The following is a 23,387-nucleotide window of genomic DNA, read 5'->3' as shown; positions in this document are numbered from 1 at the left end:
CCGAAACGGAGGGGAAGGGCCCGGCGGCCGCGGTCACAGCTTGAAGGAGTCTCCAAGGTAGACGCGACGGACGTCGGCGTTGTCCAGGATCGCTTCCGGCGAGCCCTGGGCCAGTACGGTGCCCTCAGCGAGGATATACGCGCGGTCGCAGATTCCCAAGGTTTCGCGCACGTTGTGGTCGGTGATGAGCACACCGATGCCGCGCTGCTTGAGGTGGGTGACGATGCGCTGGATCTCGCCGACCGAGATCGGATCGACGCCGGCGAAGGGTTCGTCCAGCAGGATCAGGCGCGGTTTGGCGGCCAGTGCGCGGGCGATCTCGCAGCGGCGCCGTTCACCACCGGACAGGCTGGCACCGAGCTGCTCGGACACATGGCCCAGTTGCAGTTCGTCCAGCAGGCTGTTGAGTTCGCGCTCGCGGCCGGCCGCATCCAGGTCGTCGCGCAGTTCCAGCACCAGGCGCAGGTTGTCGGCCACGGTCAGCTTGCGGAACACCGACGGTTCCTGCGGCAGGTAGCCCACGCCCTGCTTGGCGCGCGTGTACATCGGGTCGCCGGTGATGTCCTGGCCGTCGAGCACGATGCTGCCGGCATCGGCCTCCACCAGGCCCACGATCATGTAGAAGCAGGTGGTCTTGCCGGCGCCGTTGGGGCCGAGCAGGCCGACCACTTCACCGGCATCAAGGGTCAGCCCGAAGTCCTTGACGACTTCGCGCTGCTTGTACTTCTTGCGCAGGCCCTTGGCGACAAGCATTACTTCTTGCTCCCGGCCGCCGGCTGCGCCGCAGGCGTCTTGTTCTTGGGCGGAATGACGGTACGCACGCGGCTGCCGTCGCCACCGGAATTCATTTCGCCGGTACGGGTGTTGTAGACCATGCGCTGGCCGGCATTGGTACCGCGCGCGCTGGTCACCTTGTAGTTGCCGGTGAGGGTGATGATCTCGGTCTTGATGTCGTAGTCGATCTTGTCGGCCACCGCATCCATCCAGGTGCCGTCATCGAGCTGCTGCTTCATCTTGGCCTGCTTGCCGGTGAACACGGCACGCACGGCTTCGCCGTCCTTCATGTAGATCTCGGCCTCGGACGAGCGCAGGTCCAGCGTGCCCTGGGTGATGATCACGCCCTGCGACAGGGTGGTCTTGCCATCCCCGGTGAGGTTGCCGGCCTGTGCGCCGGCATCGATGTTCATGGGCTCGTTGCGGTCGGTGGACTTGGCCTGCGCGAAGGCAGGAACCAGCAGACCGAAGGCGAGCAGGGCAGCAAAGGGAATCTTCATCGGGGTCCGTTCTACCGGTGAGGCTGCCCGGTCATGCCGGGCGGCGGGTGGGGGCTGCGGCCTCGCGCCAGTCGCCATGGCGACGTCGCGGGCCAGCGGCGGAATCAGCGCTGGGGCGTGTAGCGGCCCTTGGACTGACTGAGGAAATGATACGTGTTGTTCTTCGAATCCACCTCGAACCCGACGCCGGACTGTTCCATGCCCGGTCGGGTCATGGTGACCCGGGCATCGGTACGGGCGCGGCTTTCCTTCGGGAACACGTCCAGGTGGTCGGTGCGGAAGGTGGTGGGCACCACGCCGGGGGCGGCCGGGCTGTCGCCTGAAACGTCGCCGCGCAGCTTCATCTGGTCGCCCTTGGCGCTCAGCCAGCCGGTCTGCGCGCGCAGGGTCCAGTGCTGGCCGTCCTTGTCGGGCATCTCGAACAGCGGGGTGGTGATGTTGATGGTCTGGTCGCCGCGCTGGCGCTCCAGCAGCGGTGCGCGCAGGGTGGTCGATTCCTTGCCCTGTTCGTCCAGCGCCACGATCTGGAAGTCGTGCAGGATGTAATCCACGCCCACGTCCTGGCCGGTCTGCGCCGGCCCCTTGTCGCGGTTGCGCAGGGCGGCCCAGCTGCTCAGCAGGGCCGCCAGCAGCAGGCCGACGCCGAGCACGGTGCGCCAGTTCAGCGACGGAGCATTCATGCGCCGAACCTCGTCAGCACGGCATCGATATGCCCCTGCGCGGCCAGCAGCACGTCGCACAGTTCGCGGGCGGCGCCACGGCCGCCGTCGCTGCGGGTGGTCCAGTGCACGCGTTCGGCGATCCACGGGTGCGCGTTGGCCGGGGCCACGGCCAGGCCGACCGCGCCCAGCGGCGCCAGGTCGGGCAGGTCATCGCCCATGAACGCCACCTGGTCCAGGCCGATGCCGTGCTGGGCACACAGTGCCTGCACGCTGGCCAGCTTGTCGCCCACCGCGATCTGGGTGTCGATGCCCAGGTCGGCGCCGCGCCGCAGCGCGGACTGGCTGTTGCGCGCGGTGATGAGCACGGGGTGGATACCGTGCTGCTGCAGCAGTTTCAGGCCCAGACCATCCTGCACGAAGTACGCCTTGCTCTCGTTGCCGTCCTTGTCGTAGTACAGCCGACCGTCGGTGAGGGTGCCGTCCACGTCGAAGCAGGCCAGGCGGATACGGGCCGCGGTGGCATGCAGGTGGGCGGGGAAGGCGGGCAGGGGGGACCAGGGCATCAGGGCATCAGGCTCGTTCGGGGCGGGTGCGGTTTACAGTCTGAATGGGGTCTACGGACTCTCGGTTAAACCACCCGGGCCCGCAACAGGTCATGAATGTTCAGCGCGCCTACCGCCCGGCCCTCGCCGTCGACCACGATCAGGCCGTTGATCTTGTGGGTTTCCATCAGCCGGGCGGCTTCCACCGCCAGCTGGTCGGCACCGATGGTGCGCGGGTTGCGGGTCATCACCTCGGCGATCTTCGCCGTGCGCACGTCCAGTTCGGTGTCCAGCGCACGGCGCAGGTCGCCGTCGGTGAACAGGCCGATCAGCACGCCCTGGGCGTCGACCACGGCGGTCATGCCCAGCCGCTTGCGGCTCATCTCCACCAGCGCCTGGCTGAGGCTGGCGCCGGCATCGACCTTGGGCAGGTCCTCGCCGCTGTGCATCACGTCGGTGATATGCAGCAGCAGGCGGCGGCCGAGGCTGCCGGCCGGGTGCGAGCGGGCGAAGTCGTCCGCGGTGAAGCCGCGCGCGTCGAGCAGGGCGACGGCCAGCGCATCGCCCATCGCCAGCGAGGCGGTGGTGCTGGAGGTCGGCGCCAGCGCCAGCGGGCAGGCCTCGGCCGGCACGCTCACGTCCAGATGCACGTCGGCGGCCTTGGCCAGGCTGGACTGCGGCCGTCCGGTCATGGAAATCAACACGTTGCCCTGGCGCTTGAGCACCGGCAGCAGCATCAGCACCTCGTCCGATTCGCCCGAATAGGACAGCGCCAGCACCACGTCGTCCTCGGTGATCATGCCCAGGTCGCCGTGGCCGGCCTCGCCCGGGTGCACGTAGAAGGCCGGGGTACCGGTGGAGGCCAGGGTGGCGGCGATCTTGCGGGCGACATGGCCGGACTTGCCCATGCCGGTGGCGACCACCCGGCCGCGGCTGCCCAGGATGGCCTGGCAGGCCTGCTGGAATGCCTCGCCCAGCCCGTTGGCGACGGCCTGCAGCGCCTGCTGCTCGATCTCGAACACGCGGCGGCCGCTGGCCACCAGGGCGGCAGGATCGACGGAACGGGGGGGCAGGGAGGACTCGGCCATGCGGACGCCACGCAGCGGAAGTAGAATGAGGGTTCATTTTATTAGGAAAGCCCGTTGGACGCCGACACCATCCGCAACCTGATCGAAACCGGCCTGCCGGGCGCCCGCGCCGACGTGCGCGGTGACGATGGCGTGCACTTCGAAGCGACCGTGGTCTGTGAGGCCTTTGCCGGCAAGATGCCGCTGGCCCGCCACCGGATGGTCTATGCCACCCTGGGCGACCTGATGGGCGGCGCGATCCACGCGCTGGCGCTGAAAACCGTGACCCCGGCCGAAGCCGGCTGAACCGCAGAAGATTCCCAATACATGGCCAAGATCGTTGTGACCGGCGGCGCTGCGCTGCACGGTGAAGTGAGCATCTCCGGCGCGAAGAACGCCGTCCTCCCCATCCTCTGCGCGACCCTGCTGGCCGACGCGCCGGTGGAGATCACCAACGTGCCGCACCTGCACGACGTGGTCACCACGGTGAAGCTGCTGGGCGAACTGGGCGCCAAGGTCACCATCGACCAGGGCACCCTGTCGCGCGGCAGCGCGATCGTGGTCGACCCGCGCCCGGTCAACCAGCACGTGGCCCCCTACGAGCTGGTCAAGACCATGCGCGCCTCGATCCTGGTGCTGGGCCCGCTGCTGGCCCGCTTCGGCGCGGCCGAAGTATCGCTGCCCGGCGGCTGCGCCATCGGTTCGCGCCCCGTTGACCAGCACATCAAGGGCCTGCAGGCGCTGGGTGCGGACATCGTGGTCGAGAACGGCTTCATCAAGGCCACCGCCAAGCGCCTGAAGGGTGGCCATTTCACCTTCGACATGGTCAGCGTCACCGGCACCGAGAACGTGCTGATGGCGGCCGTGCTGGCCGAGGGCACCACCATCCTCGACAACGCCGCGATGGAACCGGAAGTGACCGATCTGGCGCACTGCCTGATCGCGCTGGGCGCGAAGATCGAGGGCCTGGGTACCGCCCGCCTGGTCATCGAAGGCGTCGAGCGCTTGTCCGGTGGCCGCCACGAAGTGCTGCCCGACCGCATCGAGACCGGCACCTTCCTGGTGGCCGCGGCGATGACCGGCGGCAAGGTGACCGTGAACCGCGCGCGCCCGAACACCATGGACGCCGTGCTGTCCAAGCTGGTCGAAGCCGGTGCGACGATCGAGACCACCGAAGACAGCATCACCCTGGACATGCACGGCAAGCGGCCGAAGGCGGTCAACCTGACCACCGCGCCGTACCCGGCGTTCCCGACCGACATGCAGGCGCAGTTCATGGCGCTCAACTGCGTGGCCGATGGCGTGGGCGTGATCAACGAAACGATCTTCGAGAACCGTTTCATGCACGTCAACGAACTGCTGCGCCTCGGTGCGGACATCCAGGTGGAAGGCCACACCGCCATTGCCCGCGGCCACGAGCGCCTGAGCGGTGCGCCGGTGATGGCCACCGACCTGCGCGCATCGGCGTCGCTGATCCTGGCCGGCCTGATGGCCGACGGCGAGACCACCATCGACCGCATCTACCACCTCGACCGTGGCTACGAGAACATCGAAGAGAAGCTGTCTTCGCTCGGTGCCACCATCCGGCGCGTGCCATGATCCTGCGCGGCCGCTTCAGCCCCCGCCGCAAGGCGCTGCTGGCGCTGGTGCTGATCGTGCTGGCGTGGCTGGGCTATGCCTGGTACGCCAACCTGGCCATCACCAAGGGCATCGAGCAGAAGGACATGGACTGGAATGGCGATGGCACGGTCAGCCGTGACGAGATCATCCAGTCGTTCTATGCCGTTGCGGTGAACGACAGCCAGGAAGGCAACCGCCATTGCCGCACGTTCGTCTGGCGCAGCAGTGGCCAGCAGATCCGGGTGGACTGCCGCACGGAGTTCAAGCCGGCCGAAGCGGAAGAGAAGAAATAAGAAAACGCCCGCGCAAGCGGGCGTTTTCTTTACGGTAGCGCCGGGCCATGCCCGGCGAGCGCGCAGCGCGGAAGCCGAAGCCGCCGGGCATGGCCCGGCGCTACCGCGGCAGGGTGGGTCAGTTCAGCGCCTTGATGGTCAGGTCCAGCGCATCGCGGCCGCCTTCGCGCTGCAGGATGCGGGTCGGCACCGGGAACTCGGGCACGATCCAGGCGATCTGCTCCTTGTCGCCATCCACGCGCGACACCTTGGTGGCCTGGTAGCTCTTGCCGCCCACGGTTACCGCTTCCTTGCCCACGACCTTGTAGGTCATGTTCTTGATACGGCCCTCGTCGACCATGCGGTAGGTCAGCGGCTTGCCGGCGGCCAGGTCGCGGGCGATGGCCAGGTTGATCAGCAGCGCATCCATGTCACCGGCCTTAAGCGCGACCGGGCCGGCGCGGTCCGGCTTGATGTCGCCGGTCCAGGTGGCCTGGTTGCTGGTCCAGTTGTAGTTGGCCTGCACGTTGCGCTTCTTCACCAGCAGCGCCGAGCGGTCCTGGCTGCTGAGCGGGCGCAGCTGGCCACGCACTTCCTCGAACACGGTGCTCTGGCTGAGGTCGGCCAGCTGGTTCTTCACCTGCAGGTTGTAGCGCCACTTGCCGGTGCCTTCGCTGGCCAGGGTCATGGTGCCGTTGGCCTGCATGCCCATGTAGCTGGCCAGGTAATCGGCCTTGAACGGCTGCAGGGCCATGGCCGGCAGGCTGGCCACCGACAGTGCGGCAGCGGCGATCCAGGTCAGCGGGCGGGTCAGGGTCGTCATGCTCATACTCCTTGGTATTCGATCAGGCGCAGGTCGACACGGTCCTCGCCATCTTCGCGTTGCAGGATGCGCACCGGCGTGGGAACGCCGTTGGCGATCCACAGAATGGTTTCGTTGTTGCCGCCGTTGGTGCGGTACACCTTCAGCGCGTTGTAGGACAGGTCGCCGACCTCCACGTTCTCGGTCTGCGCGGCCGCCTGGTAATCGTGCTGGCGCACCTTGCCCAGTTCAACGTAGCGGTAGTGCATGGCCACGCCGGGGCGGGCATCGCGCATCAGCGACAGGTTCAGCAGCAGCGCGCTCTGGTCGCCGGGCTGCAGCGGAATGGGTTTGGCGCGGTCCTTCTTCACATCGCCGGTCCACTGCGCGGTGCCGGTTTCCCAGTTGTAGGTGCCCACCGCCTTCTTGCCCAGGAACAGGCCCTTGCGCACGGTGCTCTGGCTCAACGGCGCGTAGATGCCATTGCGCACGTCGAACACGGTGCTCTGCTCCAGGTTGAGGCCGAGCACGCTGGCAAAGCCGCGGCGGCCGACCACCTGCATGTCCACCCGCCACTGGTTGCCGCCGGTGTGGGTCACCTGCATGGTTGCGTCACCGGCCTCCTTGCCCTTGTAGAAGGCCTGGTAGGTGGCACTGAACGGCTGCAGTGGCGGCGGTTCCCAGGCCATGGCCGGCAGCGCGGGCAGGGGCGGTTCGGCCGGTGCCTCCACCACGGGCGCCGGTTCGGCCGACGGCGGGGTCTGCGCCCAGGCGGCACAGGCGAGCACGGCGAACGGCAGCAGCAGGAATTTGCGCAACGGGGGCGTGTTCTTCATGGCAGGCAGGAACCGCAGGAGGTGGCAGGATGCCAGCCCCGCAGTCAGCGGGGCGTGTGCACGGGCGTTACCGGTTCAGGTTCCCGGCGGAATCTAGAGCCAATGGGCTAAACAGGGGGTGACCGTCGAGTGTCGGCCGGCCCTCCCGTTCAGCCAGGCGGCCATCGCACAGCAGCTGCAGGGTGGCGATCAGCAGGGGATGCTCGACCGCCAGCACGCGATCGGCCAGGCGGGTTGCGTCATCGCCAGGCAGCACCGGGACGCGCACCTGGGCCAGCACGGTGCCGGCATCCAGCTCCGGCACCACCAGGTGCACGCTGGCCCCATGCTCGGCGTCGCCGGCATCCAGGGCGCGGGCGTGGGTGTGCAGGCCCTTGTGCAGCGGCAGCAGCGACGGATGGATGTTGACCAGGCGGCCGTTGAAGCGCTGCACGAAGTCGGCACCGAGGATGCGCATGTAGCCGGCGCAGACGATCCAGTCCGGGGCCACAGCGTGGACGGCATCGCCGAGTGCCTGTTCGTAGGCAGCGCGGTCGCTGAAGGTCTTCGGCGCGTGCGCCCAGCGCTGTCCGGGCCCGACCCGCTGCAGCGCGGCTGCATCGGGGCGGTCGGAGAACACGCCCACCACCTCGGCCGGCAGGCGGCCGGCCGCGATCGCATCGAGGATGGCCTGCAGGTTGCTGCCACGGCCGGAAGCCAGTACGGCGATACGGGCGGTCATGCGACGACGGCGCTGCCCGGTTCGCTGAAGCTGGCCACGACTTCGGCACGCAGCAGCACGACCAGCGCGTAGACGCCCAGCGCGATGCCCAGCGCACCGCCCAGGCAGGCCGCGCCGGCGGCGACCATGCACAGCGTGCGCTGGCGGCGCTGGGACAGGCGGCGGGCCGCAGTCAGGCTGAGGCTGCCCAGCGCGGCGAAGACCAGGCTGGCACCGACGAAGAGCGCGGCCAGCAGGGCCGGCGATGCTTCGGGATCGGTGCTGTGGCTCTCGCTGACATAACCGCCGGCGGCCGCGAGCAGCAGCAGGACGGCCAGCACCAGCTGCAGGCCGCCGTAGATGTAGAACAGGATCTTCAGCGAATGCAGGTGGCTGTTGACCTGCAGGTCGGTCCAGCCGCGTGGCCGGTTCAGCGGGGGCGGGGCGACGGCCATCGGCAACTCAGCTTCGGGTAGGGACGTTGGCGGCAAAGGCGGCCTTCACCTGCGGCCGCAGCAGCACGATCAGGGTGAACACGCCCAGCACGGTGCCGAACGGGGTGAACAGGCACGACAGGCCGGCCACGACCAGGCACAGCAGGTAGCGCCGCCGCTGCTTCAGGCAGCGCCCGGCATAGGCGATGAAGCCGGCCATCACCAGGCCAAGCGAGACGACGCCGCTGCCCATGATGATGAACAACCAGCCCGCGAACTGCTGTTCCTGCGCCGAGCTGGGCTGGCCGTTGGAGCTCATCGGCAGGGCGCCGTTGAGCATGGCGATGCCCATCACGATGTGGAACACGAAGATCAGGGCGAACACCGCCGCCAGCCCGGCCACCACGTAGTGGAAGATCGAGAGCAGGCGCAGGTGGTCGTTGTCCTGCGAGGTCAGCCCGGGCACGGCCGGTGCCGGGGGCGGCACCGGTGCGGTGGGCAGGGGGGGCGTAGCGTCCATGCGGGCTCCTGGGTGCGTATCAGGCAATGCGGACGCGCTCGGCGCCGCTGGCGGTGACCACCTGGCCGATCGGCCAGTGAGCCAGGCCCTGCGCCTGCACGGCTTCGGACACGGCAGCGACCTGCTCCGGGGCGACGATCAGCACGAAGCCGATGCCGCAGTTGAAGGTGCGCCACATTTCGCTGTCGACGACGGCGCCTTCCTTCTGCAGCCACTGGAACACCGGCGGCAGCGGCCAGGCCGACGCCTGGATGTCCAGGCCCAGGCCTTCGGGCACCACGCGGATGATGTTCTCGGTCAGGCCGCCACCGGTGATGTGGGCCATGCCGTGGATGGCCGTGCCATGCGACTTCAGCAGCGACAGGATCGGCTTGACGTACAGGCGGGTCGGGGCCATCAGCGCATCGACCAGCTTCACTCCGTCTTCCAGCTCCAGGTCGGCCGGCTGGCCGGCGCGGTCGTAGATGCGGCGCACCAGCGAGTAGCCGTTGGAATGCGGGCCGGAGGAGGCGATGCCGATCAGCACGTCGCCGGCGGCCACGCTGGCGCCGTCCTTCAGTTCGCTCTTCTCGACCGCAGCGACGGTGAAGCCGGCCAGGTCGTATTCGCCCGGGGCGTACATGTCGGGCATTTCAGCGGTTTCGCCGCCGATCAGCGCGCAGCCTGCCTCGGTGCAGCCGTTGGCGATGCCGCCCACGACCGCCGCGGCGGTGTCGATGTCCAGCTTGCCGGTGGCGAAATAGTCCAGGAAGAACAGCGGCTCGGCGCCCTGCACCAGCACGTCGTTGACGCACATGGCGACCAGGTCGATGCCGATCGTATCGTGGCGGTTCAGCTGGTGGGCCAGCTTCAGCTTGGTGCCCACGCCGTCGGTGCCCGACACCAGCACCGGCTCGCGGTACTTGTTGGACAGGTCGAACAGGGCGCCGAAGCCGCCCAGGCCGCCCATCACTTCCGGGCGGAAGCTGCGCTTGACCAGGGGCTTGATCCGCTCGACCAGTTCGTTGCCGGCGTCGATGTCGACGCCCGCATCACGGTAGGTGAGGGGGGAGGGGGCGGAAGACGGGGTGTTGGTCACGGGCGTCGGCGCTGGCAGGGGTTGAACGGGCGATTTTAACAGGCCGCATTGGCGCAAAGTCCGTATTCGGGCAACAATTCCCCCCGGATACGTCGAGCCAATGGATGTCCTGATGCGCCGCAGCCTTATTCTCACCCTGCTCCTTGCGCTGTGCCTGCCGGTGGCCACGATGGCCCAGAGCGGCCTTCGCACCGAGGGAGATGTCGCCACCGCCAGTGGTGCCTACGAGGCCGAAGTGCCCGTCAACAGCCAGGCCGAGGCCGACCGCAACGGTGGCCTGGCCCGTGCCCTGAGCGTGGTCCTGGGCAAGCTGTCCGGTGACCGCAGCGTCATGTCGCGCCCCGGCGTCGCGCAGGCCCTGCGCAACGCCAAGGACTACGTGGCCAGCTATGACTTCAAGCAGGACCAGAGCGTGGGCGCCAGTGGCGCGCCCAGCTACCGGACCCTGCTGGTGGCCCGTTTCCGCGAAGATGACGTCGATGCGCTGGTGTCGGCCCTGGGCCTGCCGCTGTGGCCGCAGCCGCGGCCGAAGCCGGTGGTCTGGCTGGCGGTGGACGACGGCAGTGGCCCGCGGCTGGTCAGCGTGCAGCAGGCCAATGCCGCGCGCCCGTTGCTGAACCGGGCCATCGAGCGCGGCTACAAGCTGGGCCTGCCCAGTGGCGGCGCCGCCGAACAGGCCCTGGCCGGCGCGATCTGGCGCCAGGACAGCGCTGCGGTGGCCCGCGCGTCGTCACGCTACTCGCCGCCGATGCAGCTGATCGGCAAGCTGTACCGCGCCAATGGCGGCTGGCAGGCTGACTGGGTGTTCGTCGACAACGGCCGCGAGCTGAACAAGTGGACCACCAAGGACGCCAACGCCATGCGCGCGATGGCGGCCGGTGCCGACGGCGCCGCCGATGCCCTGGTCAAGCGCTACGCCAAGGCCGGCGCGGCCACCGGTGCAGCCGGTGCCTACCGCGTGGTGGTGACCGGCATCAACAGCGCCGACGAGTACCTGCGCCTGGCCGCCGGCCTGCGCGAGGTGCCGGTGGTGCGCAATGTCACCCCGCTGCGGGCGACGGGCGACCGCCTGGAGCTGAACCTGGAAATGACCACCGGCCTGGCCGGCTTCAACCGCATGCTGGGCGACAACGGCGTGCTGGTGCCTTCGGCGGCCCTGCCGGCCCTGCCGGCGCCGATCGATGACAGCACCGGCGCACCGCAGCCGGCCCCGGTCAGCAACGAGTACCGACTGCGATGATCCAGGCCCCGGAAGCGGAAATCGCGCAGTTCCTGCGACGGCTGAAGTACGTGGCCGTCGCCCTGCTGATCGGCTGGGTGGTGTGGCTGCTGGCCCCCATCCTGACCCCGTTCGTGCTGGCCCTGGCGCTGGCCTGGCTGGGCGACCCGCTGGTCGACCGCATCGAGGCCACCGGCCGTTCGCGCAATACCGGCGTGGTGCTGGTGTTCGTGGCCATGGTGCTGGTCATCACCGCACTGCTGCTGGTGCTGGTGCCGATGATCGAGCGCCAGATCACCACGCTGATGGCCGCCGTGCCGCAGGCCCAGGCCTGGCTGATGCAGACCGGCATCCCCTGGTTCGAGCAGAAGACCGGCCTGGAAGTGATGCAGTGGATGGACCCGGACCGCCTGATCGAGTGGGTGCGCAGCCATTGGCAGCAGGCCGGCGGCTTCGCCACGACCTTCATGGGCTATGTCTCGCGCTCGGGCTTCACGGTGGTGACCTGGATGGTCAACCTGGCGCTGCTGCCGATCCTGGCGTTTTACTTCCTGCGTGACTGGGACAAGCTGGTCGAGCGCGTGGCCTCGGTGATCCCGCGCAACCACATCGGCACGATCACCAACCTGGCCCGCGAATCCAACGAGGTGCTGGGCGCGTTCATCCGTGGCCAGTTCCTGGTGATGGTGGCGCTGGGCGTGATCTACGCCGCCGGCCTGTCGATGGTCGGCCTGAAGCTGGGCCTGCTGATCGGCCTGGTGGCTGGCCTGATCAGCTTCATCCCTTACCTGGGCGCGACCACCGGCATCGTGATGGCGGTGGTGGCAGCGCTGGTGCAGGCACAGGGCATCGACCTGAAGCTGCTGCTCCTGGTCGGCGTGGTGTTCACCGTGGGCCAGCTGCTCGAGAGCTACGTGCTGACCCCGCGCATCGTCGGCGACAAGATCGGTCTGCACCCGGTGGCGGTGATCTTTGCGGTGATGGCCGGTGGCCAGCTGTTCGGTTTCCTCGGCATGCTGCTGGCGCTGCCGGTGGCGGCGGTCAGCAACGTGCTGCTGCGCTATGCGCACCAGCGTTACCGCCAGAGCGAGCTGTACGTCGGCGAAAAGCCGGCGATCGTGCTTGATGGCGTGATCGACGCGCCCCATATCATCCTCGACCCCTACGAGAACGGCCCGGACCCGAAGTGATTGGTGTGCCGCAACTTCCGCTGGCCCTGCATTACCCGCGGGACCAGCGCCTGGAGACCTTCATCGGCGCGCCGGATGGCGCGCTGGCGCAGCTGCGTGCGATCGCGGTGGGTGCCAGCCACGACTGGGTCTACCTGGAAGGTGCGGCGGGCACGGGCAAGACCCACCAGGCGCTGGCGATGTGTTCCAGCGCGCAGCAGGCCGGGCGCCTGCCGACCTACGTGCCGCTGGCCGGTGCAGTCGGCCGGGTGGCGGCGGCGCTGGATGGCCTGGAGCAGCGCGAACTGGTCGCGCTGGATGGCCTGGATGCGGTGGCGGGCCATCGTGAGGACGAGATCGCGCTGTTCGACTTCCACAACCGCGCGCGCGCGGCGGGGGTGACGGTGCTGTACACGGCGCAGCGTGCGCCCGGGGAGCTGGGGCTGGTGCTGCCGGACCTGCGTTCGCGGCTGGGCCAGTGCGTGCGCGTGCTGTTGCAGCCGCTGGACGAGGAAGGCCGCGCGGCCGTGTTGCGCGAGCGCGCGCTGCGGCGCGGGCTGGCGATCGACGAGGCGGCCATCGAGTGGCTGCTGTCGCACACCGGGCGCGAGCTGGGTGGGTTGATCACGCTGCTGGACTGGCTGGACCGGGAATCGCTGGCGGCCAAGCGGCGGATCACGGTGCCGTTCCTGCGCCAGGTACTGGAAGAAGGCCGCCCTCGCTACTGAGGGGTGTGTTTTCTTTGCAGGGCTGCGGCCCTGCACCCGCTAGAGCAACGTCAAGATCAAGTGCTGGCTTCCTGAGGGAGGCGGGGCGCTGTGGGCTTGCGGGGACGCCGTAAACCCATCCATGGGGGCTTGGTCGCCGCATCCATGCGGCTCACACCCCGCAAGCCCACAGCGCCCCGCCTTCGACAGTTTCCCGCGATCTGCCGGGACTGCGTACTGCACTGCTCTTGGTAGGTGTCGACCGTTGGTCGACACGTGTCTTGATTGTGGTGGGTGTCGACCGTTGGTCGACACAGGAGCGAGCGCAGCGAAGCGATCCGCTTTTGCTTTTCTTTTTCTTTTCCGTGGCTGGACGCGCACGGAAATTGTCCGTGGCCGGGCGGATGGGTTGCGCAGGGGCGTGAGCCGCATGGATGCGGCGACCGAGCTTACAGGGACGTACTTGCAGCGTCCCCTGCGCAGCCCATCCGCCCGGCCAGACATCAGTGATCCCAACGCACCACGCGTCCAGCCACGAGGGGCTCAGCCGTTCGCTGCCAACTCCGCGTCCAGCGCACGCAGCCGATCCACCGTCCCGACATCGGTCCAGCGCCCGCGATGGTGCTGCCCGGTCATCAACCCCTGCGCCATGAAATGCTTCTGCAGCGGCACCACCGAGAATTTCGGGGGGACCCGCTCGCTGCCCGGCGCATCGCCGATCACTGCGCGCCAGTCCGCCACGATCGACGGGCGGTACACGCCGATGCCGGCATAGGTCAGGCACGGACCTGCGCGGTCGTGGCGCAGCAGGCCCTGCGCATCCAGGCGGTAGTCGCCCTCGGGGTGCTGCGCCGGGTTGTCCACCAGTACCAGGTGCGCCTGGCCCTGCGGCTCGCGGGGCAGGGTGGCGAAATCGAAATCGGTCCAGATATCGCCGTTGACCACCAGGAACGGCGCATCGCCCAGCCGCGGCAGGGCGTTGAGGATGCCGCCGCCGGTTTCCAGCGGGGTCTCGCCTTCGTGCACGAAGTGCAGCTGCAGGCCCCAGTGGCTGCCATCGCCCAGCGTGGCCGGGAACTGCTCGGCCAGCCATGCGGTGTTGATGACCACCTCGCGCACGCCCAGCGCGGCCAGTCGTTCCAGGTGCCAGACGATCAGCGGCTTGCCGGCCACCGCCAACAACGGCTTGGGCGTGTGCAGGGTCAGCGGGCGCATGCGCTCGCCCAGGCCGGCGGCGAAGATCAGGGCTTTCATCAGCGCACCACGCGCATCGGTGCGGCCAGTTCGGCCAGGGCCGGCTTGATGCGCATGTCCAGCAGCTGCTGCAGCGTGGCCAGTGCGGGGGAGCGCGGCAGCACTTCGTCCAGGTAGCCGATGAAGCGCGGCACGTCGTCCAGGTAGTGGCCCTTGTTGTCGCGGTAACGCAGGCGGCTGAAGATGCCCAGGCACTTCAGGTGGCGCTGGATGCCCATCCAGTCGGCGTCGCGCAGGAAGGTCGCGCGGTCAGGCACCGGCAGGCCAGCGTCGAGCGCGCGCTGGTGGTACTGCGCCAGCCATGCGTCCACGCGCGGCAGCGGCCAGCTCAGGAACGCGTCCTTGAACAGGCTCACCGCGTCGTAGGCGATCGGGCCACGCACCAGGTCCTGGAAATCGAGGATGGCCGGACCATCGTCGACCGGCATCAGGTTACGCGGCATGTAGTCGCGATGGGTCATCAACTGGGCCTGGCCCAGCGCGTTGTCCATCAGCAGGCGCTGTGCCTGCCGCAGGCCTTCGGCCTCGGCGGCGTCCAGGGTGATGCCCAGGTGGCGCTGCAGGAACCATTCGTCGAACAGGCCGGCGTCGCGCTGCAGCAGGGCTTCGCCGAAGCGGCCGAAATCATCCGGCACGGGGATCGCCTGCAGGCGCAGCAGCTGGTCGATGGCGCGGCCGAACCACGCATCGGCATTGCGTTCGTCCAGCACCTTGGCCAGGGTCGGGCCACCGAGGTCCTCCAGCAGCAGGAAGCCGGAGTCGAGATCCTGGGCGAGCAGGGCGGGCACGCGCAGGCCGTGGTCGTGCAGCAGGCCGCGCATGCGCAGCCACGGCTGCGGATCTTCCAGGCCGGGCGGGGCATCCATCACGATGTGGCTGCCGCCACGGCTGGTGGTACGCCAATAGCTGCGCAGGCCGGCGTCGACCGAGGCGCGCTCGACCACCGCGTTGGCATCGTCCAGCTGGGTGCGGGCCCACTGCAGGCGCTGCGCGCTGCGCTGGGGATCGGAAGCAGGTTCGGTCATGCAGGCAGTTCCGGGCGCGACGGGCGCGCCAAGCTCAGGGGGAAAGAAAGAAGAGGGGTATCAGCGGCGTGGGGTGAACAGCCGCATCAGCGCCAGCACGGCCACTGCGCCGACCACTGCGCCGAGGAAACCGACCGGCTCGCCGGGCGAATACCAGCCCATGTACTGGCCGAACCAGCCGGCCACCAGTGCGCCGACGATGCCGAGCACGATGGTCAGCAGGCAGCCCATGCGGTTGTTGCCGGGCATGAAGAAACGCCCGAGCAGGCCGACGAAGAAACCGACCAGCAGGATGTACAGCCAGCTGCTGCTGCCGAACAGACCATTCATGTGCATGCGTTCCGCTTGGGGTGGACGCAGCCTAGCAAGGCCAGGCTGCGTCCGTCACGGGTGTGCGATCAGCAGCAGCCGTGGTCGCCGTGGCGGGTGCCGCTGTCGGCTGCCACCGGCGAGCCGCTGGTCTCGCCGCGCAGGCTGGCGGCGTAGTGCTCGCTGATGACCTTGGACACGCAGGCGGTGACCTTCTTGCCCATCGGGATGTGCAGGAACTCGTTCGGGCCGTGCGCGTTGGAGTGCGGGCCGAGTACGCCGGTGATCATGAACTGCGCGCCCGGGAACTTCTCGCCCAGCATGCCCATGAACGGGATCGAGCCGCCTTCACCCATGTACATCGCCGGCTTGCCGAAGAAGGCCTGGCTGGCATCGTCGATGGCCTGGGTCAGCCACGGTGCCATGGCCGGGGCGTTCCAGCCGGTGGAGGCCTTTTCCAGGTCCAGGGTGACCTGGGCGCCGTTCGGCGGATCGCGCAGCAGCGCTTCCTTCAGCAGTTCGCCGCAGGTCTTGCCGTCGGCGGTCGGCGGCAGGCGCAGCGACAGCTTCACCGAGGTCTGCGGGCGCAGCACGTTGCCGGCCGATTCCAGCGGCGGCATGCCGCCCACGCCGGTGACCGAGAGCGCCGGGCGCCAGGTGCGGTTGAGCACCAGCTCGGTCAGGTCCTCGTTCATCGGGCGCAGGCCGTCGACCATCGGGAACTTCTCGAAGATCTCGGTATCGACCACTTCAGCGGCGCGCTTGGCCTGGGCGAGGCGCTCGGCCGGGATCTCCACGTTCATGCCGTCGATCAGGATGCGGCCGGTGTCCTGGTCCTCGATGCGCGACAGGATCTGGCGCAGCAGGCGAAAGCTGGACGGGATGACGCCGGAAGCATCGCCGGAATGCACGCCTTCGTTGAGCACCTTGACGGTGAAGTTGCCGCCGGTCAGGCCGCGCAGCGAGGTGGTGCACCACAGCTGGTCGTAGTTGGCGCAGCCCGAATCCAGGCAGACCACCAGCGACGGCTTGCCGATGCGGTCGGCCAGGTGGTCGACGTAGGCGGGCAGGTCGTAGCTGCCGGATTCTTCACAGGCTTCGATCAGCACCACGCAGCGGGCGTGCGGCAGGCCCTGGGCCTGCAGGGCCAGCACCGCGGCCAGCGAACCGAAGATGGCGTAACCGTCGTCGGCGCCGCCGCGGCCATACAGCTTGTCGCCGCGCAGGACCGGGATCCACGGGCCCAGGTCCTCGTCCCAGCCGGTCATTTCCGGCTGCTTGTCCAGGTGCCCGTAGAGCAGGATGGTGTCGTCGCCGGTCTCGGCGCCGGTGGCCGGAATTTCCAGGAGAATCAGCGGCGTGCGGCCTTCCAGGCGGACCACCTCGACCTTCAGGCCGGGCAGTTCCTGGGCCTTGGCCCAGTTTTCCATCAGGGTGACCGCCTGTTCCATGTAGCCGTTCTGCACCCAGTTGGCGTCGAACATCGGCGACTTGTTGGGGATGCGGATGTAGTCGACCAACTGCGGGACGATCTCGCTGTCCCACTTGTCATTGACGAATTGGCCGAGCTTGGCGCTGTCCATCTGAAACTCCGGTTGCATGGGCGTGTGATGCGGCCATTCTACGCCTGTGCCGGGGGTAGGGTTTTTCCTACAGCACGTCGGGTATTTGGCTGGCTTTTAGAAATTCCGGAAACCGATAGTCTGTGTGCATGTGGTGACGGACACTGTTTCGACCGACGGGATTGCCGGTCGGGACGGCCAGAACCACAAGGAGATACACGTCGTGCCTTGGTCAGTCGTGTTCAGGGTGTTGGTACTGGGGATGTGGATGGTGGGGGCGCAAGCCGCCGAGCCGATCGACATCAACCGGGCCGATGCCCAGGCGCTGCAGCAGGGATTGACGATGGTCGGGGCCGTAAAGGCAGCGGCAATCGTCGAGCACCGGCGCAGACACGGCCCATTTCATCGCGTCGAGGACCTGACGCAGGTGAAGGGGATAGGGACAGCAATCGTCGAACGGAATCGACAGCGGATCACCGTCGGCAACACGATGTTGCCAGCGGATCCGGTACCCGGATCGGTACCGGTGCGCTCCGTACCCAGGCGTTGACAGCAGGATCGTCGGGACCGGCAGGAGGCTGGTTCATCGGACACGGACAGGAAGGACGTGCCCACCGACCGTCGCAGGGATGCGGCACCAATCACCAGGATGGTGGCATCACAGACCTGTGGAAGGGGCTGAGATACAAGCAGGACGAACGCGGCCGCGTGCAGGATGCAACGCCGCCCCCACAGCGCAGGATGCGAGGGGGTGGCAGCAGGCCGACAAGGACGTAACGAGTGCCCGGTACGACACATGGTTGTGTCGCCGGGCATTTCGCTTTCTGGCGCGGGCACGTTCTGGCACGGCGCTGCACTGCCAATGGTGTAGGTTGAAGGTTCCCCACGGATTGGAACCTGCTGGATGCGCCTGCCCCGCCTGCCCCGCCTGCCCCTGATGCTCGCCCTTGCCCTGGCCCTGCCGATGGCGGCCCAGGCCGCCACGCCCGCTACCGCTGAGGTACGTGGCCCGACCGATCTGAAGCCCGGTGAGTACCTGTGGCATCCGGAAGTGTCGCCGGCCGGCCCGATCGTGCTGGTGGTCAGCCTGGATGAGCAGCGCGCCTACGTGTACCGCAACGGCATCGCCATCGGCCTGAGCACGATCAGTTCGGGCAAGGCCGGGCATGAAACACCCACGGGCGTGTTCACGATCCTGCAGAAGGACAAGGACCACAAATCCAATCTCTACAACAGCGCGCCGATGCCCTACATGCAGCGGCTGACCTGGGATGGCATTGCCCTGCATGGCGGCAGCCTGCCCGGGCACCCGGCCTCGCACGGCTGCGTGCGCCTGCCGCAGGCGTTCGCGCAGAAGCTGTTCAGCGAAACCCAGCGCGGCGACACGGTGGTGGTGGCCGACGCCAAGAGTGCGCCGATGACCCTGGCCTACCCGGCGGTGCTGGCACCGGTGAACGCGCGTGGCCAGGCCTTGCCGGAAACCGAAGGCGCCAGCCCGGCCAAGGCCTGGTGGGACGATGCGGTCGCCCCCAGCGGCCAGGTCGGCATCCTGGTCAGCCTGCACGACCAGCGCCTGTACGTGCTGCGCGATGGCGTGATGATCGGCGAATCGCCGCTGCGGGCCGATGCGCTGCCGGCGTTCCAGGGCACCACGTTGTTCGTGATGGGGCAGGGCTTCAGCGATACGCCCAGCCCGCTGGACACGCAGCAGCGCCTGCACCAGTGGACCGCCTACCCGCTGCTGGGCCAGGACCGCGCGCAGGCCACCCCGGACCTGCTGGCCACGCCGTCGTTGCCGATGGCGCTGCCGGCCGATTTCGCCCGCCAGCTGTACCAGGTGCTGGTGCCGGGCACGACCCTGCTGGTCACCTCGCTGCCAGCGGTGCGCCCAAGCGCGGCTGAATCGGGATTGCAGCCGGTCTTGGAATCCGAACCTGCCACGCCCACGTCGAAGAAGTCCTGAGTGAATACCGTGTGCCCATGATTGCTTCACGCACGCGCTGGCAGGCCGCCTGCGGCCTGCTCGCGCTGGTCGCCGCCGGCAGCGCTGTCGCCGCGGCGCCGCCCGCCACCGCCAGCACCGACGACCTGACCGCGCTGCTGGCGCGCACGGCACCCAATGCCGACCGCCACGTATTGAAGCTGGCGGCGACGGCGTTGCGCTGCGCCCTGCAGCGTCCGGAACTGGGCATCAAGGCCGAGCGGCTGGGCGTGATCGATTACTCGCGGCCGTCCACCGAGCAGCGCCTGTGGGTGTTCGACCTGGCGCGGCAACGGCTGCTGTTCGAGGAGTGGGTGGCGCACGGCCGCAACAGTGGCGGCAACCGCACCGAGCACTTCTCCAACCGCGATGGCAGTTTCATGTCCAGCATCGGTGCCTTCACCGCGCAGGAAACCTACATGGGCGGCAATGGCTATTCGCTGCGCCTGGACGGGCTGGAGCCGGGCTTCAACGACAAGGCACGTGACCGTGCCATCGTCATCCACGGTGCGCCCTATGTGAACCCGACGATGGCCCGCCTGCAGGGCCGGCTGGGCCGCAGCCTCGGCTGCCCGGCGGTACGCCTGTCAGTGTCGCGGCCGCTGATCGATTCGCTGCGTGGCGGCACCCTGGTGTTCGCCTACTATCCCGACCCGCAATGGCTGCAGCATTCGCAGCTGCTGTCGCCGCAGTGTGGCGAAGCGGGCGGTGTTGCTGCGCGGTGATGCGCGATCGCGCGCGGCATGATGCAATGCGCGCATGGATATAGATGCTCTGCTGCGCACCCCGAGCCAGGTGATCTCCAGCCTGGACTACCGCCGCGAACGCTGGCGCAACGGCCTGGGCTGGACCCGCGAGATCCTGCGCCTGCCCGCGCAGGGCGATGACTGGGCGCTGCGCCTGTCGGTGGCCGAGATCGAGCAGGACGCCGCGTTCTCAGCGTTCCCCGGCGTGGAGCGCGAGCTGGTGCTGCTGCAGGGCAATGGCGTGCGCCTGCGTTTCGCCGATGGCCGTGTAGCCGAGGTGCTGCCACCGCACGGGCGCGTGCGCTTTGCCGGCGAAGAAGCGCTGGACGGCGTGCTGGTCGATGGCACCACCCACGATTTCAACCTGATGTGGAAGCGCGGGCTGTTGCAGGCCGAGCTGCTGCACCGGCCGCTGGTGGGGTCGATGTTCTTCTTCTGCGAACCGGGCGTGGCCTGGGCGCTGTACCTGCTGGCCGGGAATGCGGAATTCGGCGCGGACAGCGGGCTGCCACCGATGCAGGCCGGCGATACCGCGTGGTTGGGTGCCGGTGAAAGGCAACGGCATGCATTGCAGGGCGGCGGTGAGTTGTTGGCGATACGGGTAACGCGCGCCGGGTAGCGCCGGGCCATGCCCGGCATCGTGGGGCGTCATGGGGCATCATCCACGCATGGCGCGGATCTACTGGGCAACGAGCAGCGCAGTAGATCCACGCCATGCGTGGATAAGGCAACGCCATGCGGTGCAGGGCGGCGGTGAGTTGCTGGCGATACGGGTAACGCGCGCCGGGTAGCGCCGGGCCATGCCCGGCGTCGTGGGGCGTCATCCACGCATGGCGTGGATCTACTGGGCAACGAGCATCGCAGTAGATCCACGCCATGCGTGGATAAGGCAACGCCATGCGGTGCAGGGCGGCGGTGAGTTGTTGGCGATACGGGTAACGCGCGCCGGGTAGCGCCGGGCCATGCGTGGCGTCGTGGATGCGGTTGGGGTCAGAGCCCTTTCCTGCGGAAAGGGATCCGACCCCGATCAGTGGGTCAATACACGTCGCGCCTGTAACGACCGGCCATCAACAGTGCTTCCTTGCCTTCGGCACCGAGCACCTGCTCGATCACCGCATCCACCGCCGGGGCCATGCCCTGCAGGCTGCCGCAGACCAGGATCGTGGCGCCTTCATCCACCCATTGCCGCAGCGTCGCTGCTTCGGCCAGCAGCCGGTCCTGCACGTAGCGGTGGGCGCCGCCATCGCGGCTGAACACTGCATCCAGCCGTGTCAGCGTGTCGTCAGCCAGCATCGCCTGCAGTTCGCCGCCGAAATGGAAATCGTGCGCGGCCGAACGTTCGCCAAACAGCAGCCAGGTGCGGCGCGCACCGCTGCGGGCGCGCTCGTGCAGGTGCGCGCGCAGGCCGGCAATGCCGGTACCGTTGCCGATCAGCAGCAGCGGTACCTCGGCGGCCACGCCATGGAAATTGGCGTTGCGACGCAGGCGCAGCTGCACCGGCTCATGCACCACTGCGTGGTCGCACAGCCAGCCGCTGCCGATGCCGGGCGTGCCGTCGGCACGCAGCTGGCGGCGCAGCAGCAGTTCCAGCGCGCCGTCGGCCATCACCGAGGCAATCGAGTACTCGCGATGCGGCAACGGCTGCAGTGACGCCAGCAACCCGGGCAGGTCGCCCGGTGCGACGAGGCTGGGCAGGTGCGAGCGCACGACGCGATCCAGCAGGGCCGCGCCATCGTCCAGCCGCAGATCCGGATCGAAACCGCGCTCCCGCAGCCACGCGCGCGTGGAAACGGCAGCGTGCTGCGGGCCGATTTCGGCGATGTCACCGGCCTGCCACTGCGCATCGCTGCCGGCCGGTGGCTGCAGGCGCAGCCAGTACACCGGCCCGCCGAGGCTGCCGGGGTTGAGGTGTTCGCGCTGCAGCAGCGGCCACGGCTGGTACTCCGCCGGGCTCCAGTCAGGCAGTTCGCTGGCACCGCCGCCGATCTGTCCCAGCAGCTGCTGCCAGTGGCGCAGCGCGGCCGGATCGGCGTTGTCGACGTCGATCGCATCGAACATCGGGTGCGCGCCGTGTTGGCGCAGCCAGTCGTCGAGCCGGTGGCCGAACGCACAGAAATGGCCGTAGCTGCGGTCACCCAGCGCGAGCACGCCGAACTGCAGGTGGCCCAGCGAGGGTGAGGTGCTCATCACCCGGCGCAGGAAGGGCAGGGCGTGATCGGGGGCATCACCTTCGCCGGTGGTGCTGGCGATGAACAGTGCGCGCTGGCTCTGCGCCAGCAGCGCGGTGTCGACTTCATGCAGCCCACGCACGCGCACCGGCAGGCTGGCGGCGCGCAGGGCCTCGGCGCTGCGTTCGGCCAGTTCGCGGGCGAAGCCGGTCTGGCTGGACCACACCAGCAGCAGCGGTACGACATCACCGCTGGCGGCGTCATCGCGCGGGCGGCCACGCCACCACACTGCGGTGCAGGCCAGCGCATACAGTGCGAAGGCCAGCACGGCGCCCTGCCAGTGGCGCGCGGGCGGGGTGCCCTGCCACCACGTCTCGCCCAGGTGCAGGCGCAGCAGGGCGTAGCCGGCCACGGCCAGCAGCACCATCACGATGAGGTTGCCGAGCACGGCGCGGGTTGGCTGGCGGCTCATGCGGCCTGCTCGTCCAGCAGGCGCTGGAAGGCGCTGCTGAGATGTTCGCGCGGACCGTCGATCGCCCGTTCCAGGTAGCGTGCGGCCAGGCCTTCGCGCTCGGCCAGGGCCAGGCCCTGTTCGCGGCCGAGCACGGTCAGCGCGGTGGCCCACGCATCGGCGTGCATCGCATCGTCGGCCACCACGGTCACTGCGGCGGCCACCTGGCGCACGGGCATGCCGGTGCGCGGGTCCAGGCTGTGGCTGTAGGCCTGGCCATCGGCGTGGTACTGGTGCCAACGGTCGCCCGAGGTGGCCACGGCCTTGCCATCCAGCGCCAGCACGCGCGGCGGCGTATCGCCGTGCGCATCTTCTTCCGGGGCCGACTCCACCAGGACGCGCCACGGCTGCCCATCCGGCTTGCGGCCGTAGCCGGCCAGTTCGCCGCCCACTTCGATCAGTGCCGCGGTGATGCCCTGCGCGCGCAGCCAGGCAGCGACGTGGTCGACACCGAAGCCCTTGGCAATCGCAGAGAGATCGAGTTGCAGGCCGCCAGGTTGCAGCAGGGCGTCAGCGCGCCACTGCAACTGCTGCCAGCCACAGCGCGCACGCGTGCCCTGCAGGGTGGCGGCGTCGGGCACGCGGCGTGGGCCGGCCTGTGCACCGAAGCCCCACAGTGCGACCAGCGGGCCCAGGGTGGGATCGAATGCGCCGCCGCTGGTGGCGGCAATCGCCTGCGCAGCGGCCAGCACATGGCGGGTTTCGGCCGGCAGCGGGCACCACTGGCCGGCGGCGGCACGGTTGTAGCGGGCCAGGTCCGAGCCGGCGTCCCAGGTGCTCATCTGCGCGACCACCTCATCCAGGCGCGCCTGGATGCCGGCGTGCAGCGGGTGCAGGTCGCGCTGGCGTGGCGCCACCAGCGACACACTCCAGGTGGTGCCCATGGTGGTGCCGCCGAGGCGGGCGATGTCGGACAGGGGATCGGTCAT

General features: G+C 68.8%; 27 protein-coding genes. 10 read left to right on the top strand and 17 right to left on the bottom strand.

Annotated elements, in window-relative coordinates; translation table 11 throughout:
- Positions 1-33: 33 nt before the first annotated feature.
- From lptB to C1926_RS18850, 5 genes are all read right to left on the bottom strand, one after another.
- Positions 34-753: an LPS export ABC transporter ATP-binding protein gene (gene lptB / locus C1926_RS18870; protein WP_079220900.1), complete on the bottom strand. Its 720-nt coding sequence runs from the start codon at positions 751-753 to the stop codon at positions 34-36.
- Positions 753-1,274, bottom strand: coding sequence for a lipopolysaccharide transport periplasmic protein LptA (gene lptA, locus C1926_RS18865; protein WP_108760255.1), 522 nt, complete (start codon positions 1,272-1,274; stop codon positions 753-755). The genes lptB and lptA overlap by 1 nt, the downstream gene beginning before the upstream one ends.
- 104 nt (positions 1,275-1,378) lie before the next feature.
- Positions 1,379-1,954 carry an LPS export ABC transporter periplasmic protein LptC gene (lptC, locus tag C1926_RS18860; protein WP_108760254.1) on the bottom strand — a complete coding sequence of 192 codons (576 nt, stop codon included), beginning with the start codon at positions 1,952-1,954 and terminating at the stop codon, positions 1,379-1,381.
- On the bottom strand, positions 1,951-2,499 hold the full coding sequence (locus tag C1926_RS18855) for an HAD hydrolase family protein (protein WP_108760253.1): 549 nt from the start codon (positions 2,497-2,499) through the stop codon (positions 1,951-1,953). Before C1926_RS18855 ends, lptC begins: the two co-directional genes overlap by 4 nt.
- A 65-nt stretch (positions 2,500-2,564) precedes the next feature.
- Positions 2,565-3,566 (bottom strand): KpsF/GutQ family sugar-phosphate isomerase, encoded by a 1,002-nt coding sequence (locus tag C1926_RS18850; RefSeq protein WP_108760252.1) that lies wholly within the window; start codon positions 3,564-3,566, stop codon positions 2,565-2,567.
- A 54-nt stretch (positions 3,567-3,620) separates the two neighbouring features.
- Between C1926_RS18850 and C1926_RS18845 the strand changes: the two genes are divergently transcribed.
- Genes C1926_RS18845 through C1926_RS18835 form a run of 3 tightly spaced genes read left to right on the top strand, consistent with a single transcriptional unit; the run spans position 3,621 to position 5,458 of the window.
- Positions 3,621-3,851 carry a BolA family protein gene (locus C1926_RS18845; RefSeq protein WP_021202589.1) on the top strand — a complete coding sequence of 77 codons (231 nt, stop codon included), beginning with the start codon at positions 3,621-3,623 and terminating at the stop codon, positions 3,849-3,851.
- A gap of 21 nt (positions 3,852-3,872) precedes the next feature.
- Entirely contained in the window at positions 3,873-5,144 is a 1,272-nt protein-coding gene (gene murA, locus C1926_RS18840; RefSeq protein ID WP_079220906.1) for a UDP-N-acetylglucosamine 1-carboxyvinyltransferase, read from the top strand.
- On the top strand, positions 5,141-5,458 hold the full coding sequence (locus tag C1926_RS18835) for a hypothetical protein (RefSeq protein WP_079220907.1): 318 nt from the start codon (positions 5,141-5,143) through the stop codon (positions 5,456-5,458). The genes murA and C1926_RS18835 overlap by 4 nt, the downstream gene beginning before the upstream one ends.
- Positions 5,459-5,576: 118 nt before the next feature.
- On the opposite strand, the gene C1926_RS18830 is transcribed toward C1926_RS18835, so the two are convergent.
- From C1926_RS18830 to purM, 6 genes are all read right to left on the bottom strand, one after another.
- Complete coding sequence (locus C1926_RS18830) at positions 5,577-6,260, bottom strand: DUF3108 domain-containing protein (protein ID WP_079220909.1); 684 nt, start codon at positions 6,258-6,260, stop codon at positions 5,577-5,579.
- A gap of 2 nt (positions 6,261-6,262) precedes the next feature.
- Positions 6,263-7,075 (bottom strand): DUF3108 domain-containing protein, encoded by an 813-nt coding sequence (locus tag C1926_RS18825; RefSeq protein ID WP_108760251.1) that lies wholly within the window; start codon positions 7,073-7,075, stop codon positions 6,263-6,265.
- Between the two features lie 67 nt (positions 7,076-7,142).
- The gene (gene purN / locus C1926_RS18820) at positions 7,143-7,796 is read right to left on the bottom strand and encodes a phosphoribosylglycinamide formyltransferase (protein WP_108746102.1); all 654 of its coding nucleotides are present in this window, start codon (positions 7,794-7,796) and stop codon (positions 7,143-7,145) included.
- Positions 7,793-8,230 carry a hypothetical protein gene (locus C1926_RS18815; protein ID WP_079220915.1) on the bottom strand — a complete coding sequence of 146 codons (438 nt, stop codon included), beginning with the start codon at positions 8,228-8,230 and terminating at the stop codon, positions 7,793-7,795. Before C1926_RS18815 ends, purN begins: the two co-directional genes overlap by 4 nt.
- Before the next feature lie 7 nt (positions 8,231-8,237).
- Positions 8,238-8,729, bottom strand: coding sequence for a hypothetical protein (locus C1926_RS18810; protein WP_108760250.1), 492 nt, complete (start codon positions 8,727-8,729; stop codon positions 8,238-8,240).
- A 19-nt stretch (positions 8,730-8,748) separates the two neighbouring features.
- Positions 8,749-9,807: a phosphoribosylformylglycinamidine cyclo-ligase gene (gene purM, locus C1926_RS18805; RefSeq protein WP_108760249.1), complete on the bottom strand. Its 1,059-nt coding sequence runs from the start codon at positions 9,805-9,807 to the stop codon at positions 8,749-8,751.
- 112 nt (positions 9,808-9,919) lie between these two features.
- On the opposite strand from purM, the gene C1926_RS18800 reads away from it, so the two are divergent.
- The 3 genes from C1926_RS18800 to hda are packed head-to-tail and all read left to right on the top strand — an operon-like array spanning position 9,920 to position 12,923.
- Complete coding sequence (locus tag C1926_RS18800; RefSeq protein WP_254057330.1) at positions 9,920-11,047, top strand: DUF2066 domain-containing protein; 1,128 nt, start codon at positions 9,920-9,922, stop codon at positions 11,045-11,047.
- Positions 11,044-12,216, top strand: a complete 1,173-nt coding sequence (locus C1926_RS18795) for an AI-2E family transporter (RefSeq protein ID WP_079220921.1) — start codon at positions 11,044-11,046, stop codon at positions 12,214-12,216. The genes C1926_RS18800 and C1926_RS18795 overlap by 4 nt, the downstream gene beginning before the upstream one ends.
- Positions 12,216-12,923 carry a DnaA regulatory inactivator Hda gene (hda, locus tag C1926_RS18790; RefSeq protein WP_079225113.1) on the top strand — a complete coding sequence of 236 codons (708 nt, stop codon included), beginning with the start codon at positions 12,216-12,218 and terminating at the stop codon, positions 12,921-12,923. The genes C1926_RS18795 and hda overlap by 1 nt, the downstream gene beginning before the upstream one ends.
- 522 nt (positions 12,924-13,445) lie before the next feature.
- Here the strand turns inward: hda and murU are convergent.
- The 4 genes from murU to C1926_RS18770 form a co-directional block, all read right to left on the bottom strand.
- Positions 13,446-14,156 (bottom strand): N-acetylmuramate alpha-1-phosphate uridylyltransferase MurU, encoded by a 711-nt coding sequence (gene murU / locus C1926_RS18785; protein WP_108760247.1) that lies wholly within the window; start codon positions 14,154-14,156, stop codon positions 13,446-13,448.
- The gene (locus C1926_RS18780; RefSeq protein ID WP_108760246.1) at positions 14,156-15,181 is read right to left on the bottom strand and encodes a phosphotransferase; all 1,026 of its coding nucleotides are present in this window, start codon (positions 15,179-15,181) and stop codon (positions 14,156-14,158) included. Before C1926_RS18780 ends, murU begins: the two co-directional genes overlap by 1 nt.
- 60 nt (positions 15,182-15,241) lie before the next feature.
- Entirely contained in the window at positions 15,242-15,511 is a 270-nt protein-coding gene (locus C1926_RS18775) for a GlsB/YeaQ/YmgE family stress response membrane protein (protein WP_108760245.1), read from the bottom strand.
- Between the two features lie 68 nt (positions 15,512-15,579).
- A complete protein-coding gene (locus tag C1926_RS18770) occupies positions 15,580-17,073 on the bottom strand; it encodes a M20 family metallopeptidase (protein ID WP_108760244.1) in 1,494 nt (497 codons plus the stop codon).
- A gap of 130 nt (positions 17,074-17,203) precedes the next feature.
- Between C1926_RS18770 and C1926_RS18765 the strand changes: the two genes are divergently transcribed.
- The 4 genes from C1926_RS18765 to C1926_RS18750 all read left to right on the top strand — a co-directional run bounded on the left by C1926_RS18765 (position 17,204) and on the right by C1926_RS18750 (position 20,398).
- Positions 17,204-17,602, top strand: coding sequence for a helix-hairpin-helix domain-containing protein (locus C1926_RS18765; protein WP_108760243.1), 399 nt, complete (start codon positions 17,204-17,206; stop codon positions 17,600-17,602).
- 354 nt (positions 17,603-17,956) lie between these two features.
- Positions 17,957-19,015: a L,D-transpeptidase gene (locus tag C1926_RS18760; RefSeq protein ID WP_108760242.1), complete on the top strand. Its 1,059-nt coding sequence runs from the start codon at positions 17,957-17,959 to the stop codon at positions 19,013-19,015.
- Between the two features lie 17 nt (positions 19,016-19,032).
- A complete protein-coding gene (locus C1926_RS18755; RefSeq protein ID WP_079220931.1) occupies positions 19,033-19,758 on the top strand; it encodes a murein L,D-transpeptidase catalytic domain family protein in 726 nt (241 codons plus the stop codon).
- 34 nt (positions 19,759-19,792) lie between these two features.
- Complete coding sequence (locus C1926_RS18750; RefSeq protein WP_108760241.1) at positions 19,793-20,398, top strand: HutD family protein; 606 nt, start codon at positions 19,793-19,795, stop codon at positions 20,396-20,398.
- 416 nt (positions 20,399-20,814) lie between these two features.
- Here C1926_RS18750 and C1926_RS18745 read toward each other — a convergent pair whose 3' ends face one another.
- Together C1926_RS18745 and C1926_RS18740 are read right to left on the bottom strand one after the other, a co-directional pair.
- Positions 20,815-22,419 (bottom strand): sulfite reductase subunit alpha, encoded by a 1,605-nt coding sequence (locus C1926_RS18745; protein ID WP_108760240.1) that lies wholly within the window; start codon positions 22,417-22,419, stop codon positions 20,815-20,817.
- Positions 22,416-23,387 (bottom strand): FAD:protein FMN transferase, encoded by a 972-nt coding sequence (locus C1926_RS18740; RefSeq protein ID WP_108760765.1) that lies wholly within the window; start codon positions 23,385-23,387, stop codon positions 22,416-22,418. Before C1926_RS18740 ends, C1926_RS18745 begins: the two co-directional genes overlap by 4 nt.

Origin of the sequence: Stenotrophomonas sp. ZAC14A_NAIMI4_1 (assembly GCF_003086915.1) — a bacterium.
Lineage (GTDB): Bacteria > Pseudomonadota > Gammaproteobacteria > Xanthomonadales > Xanthomonadaceae > Stenotrophomonas.
The sequence above is the reverse complement of the archived record's forward strand: the minus strand, read 5'-3'. Positions and strand labels throughout refer to the sequence as shown.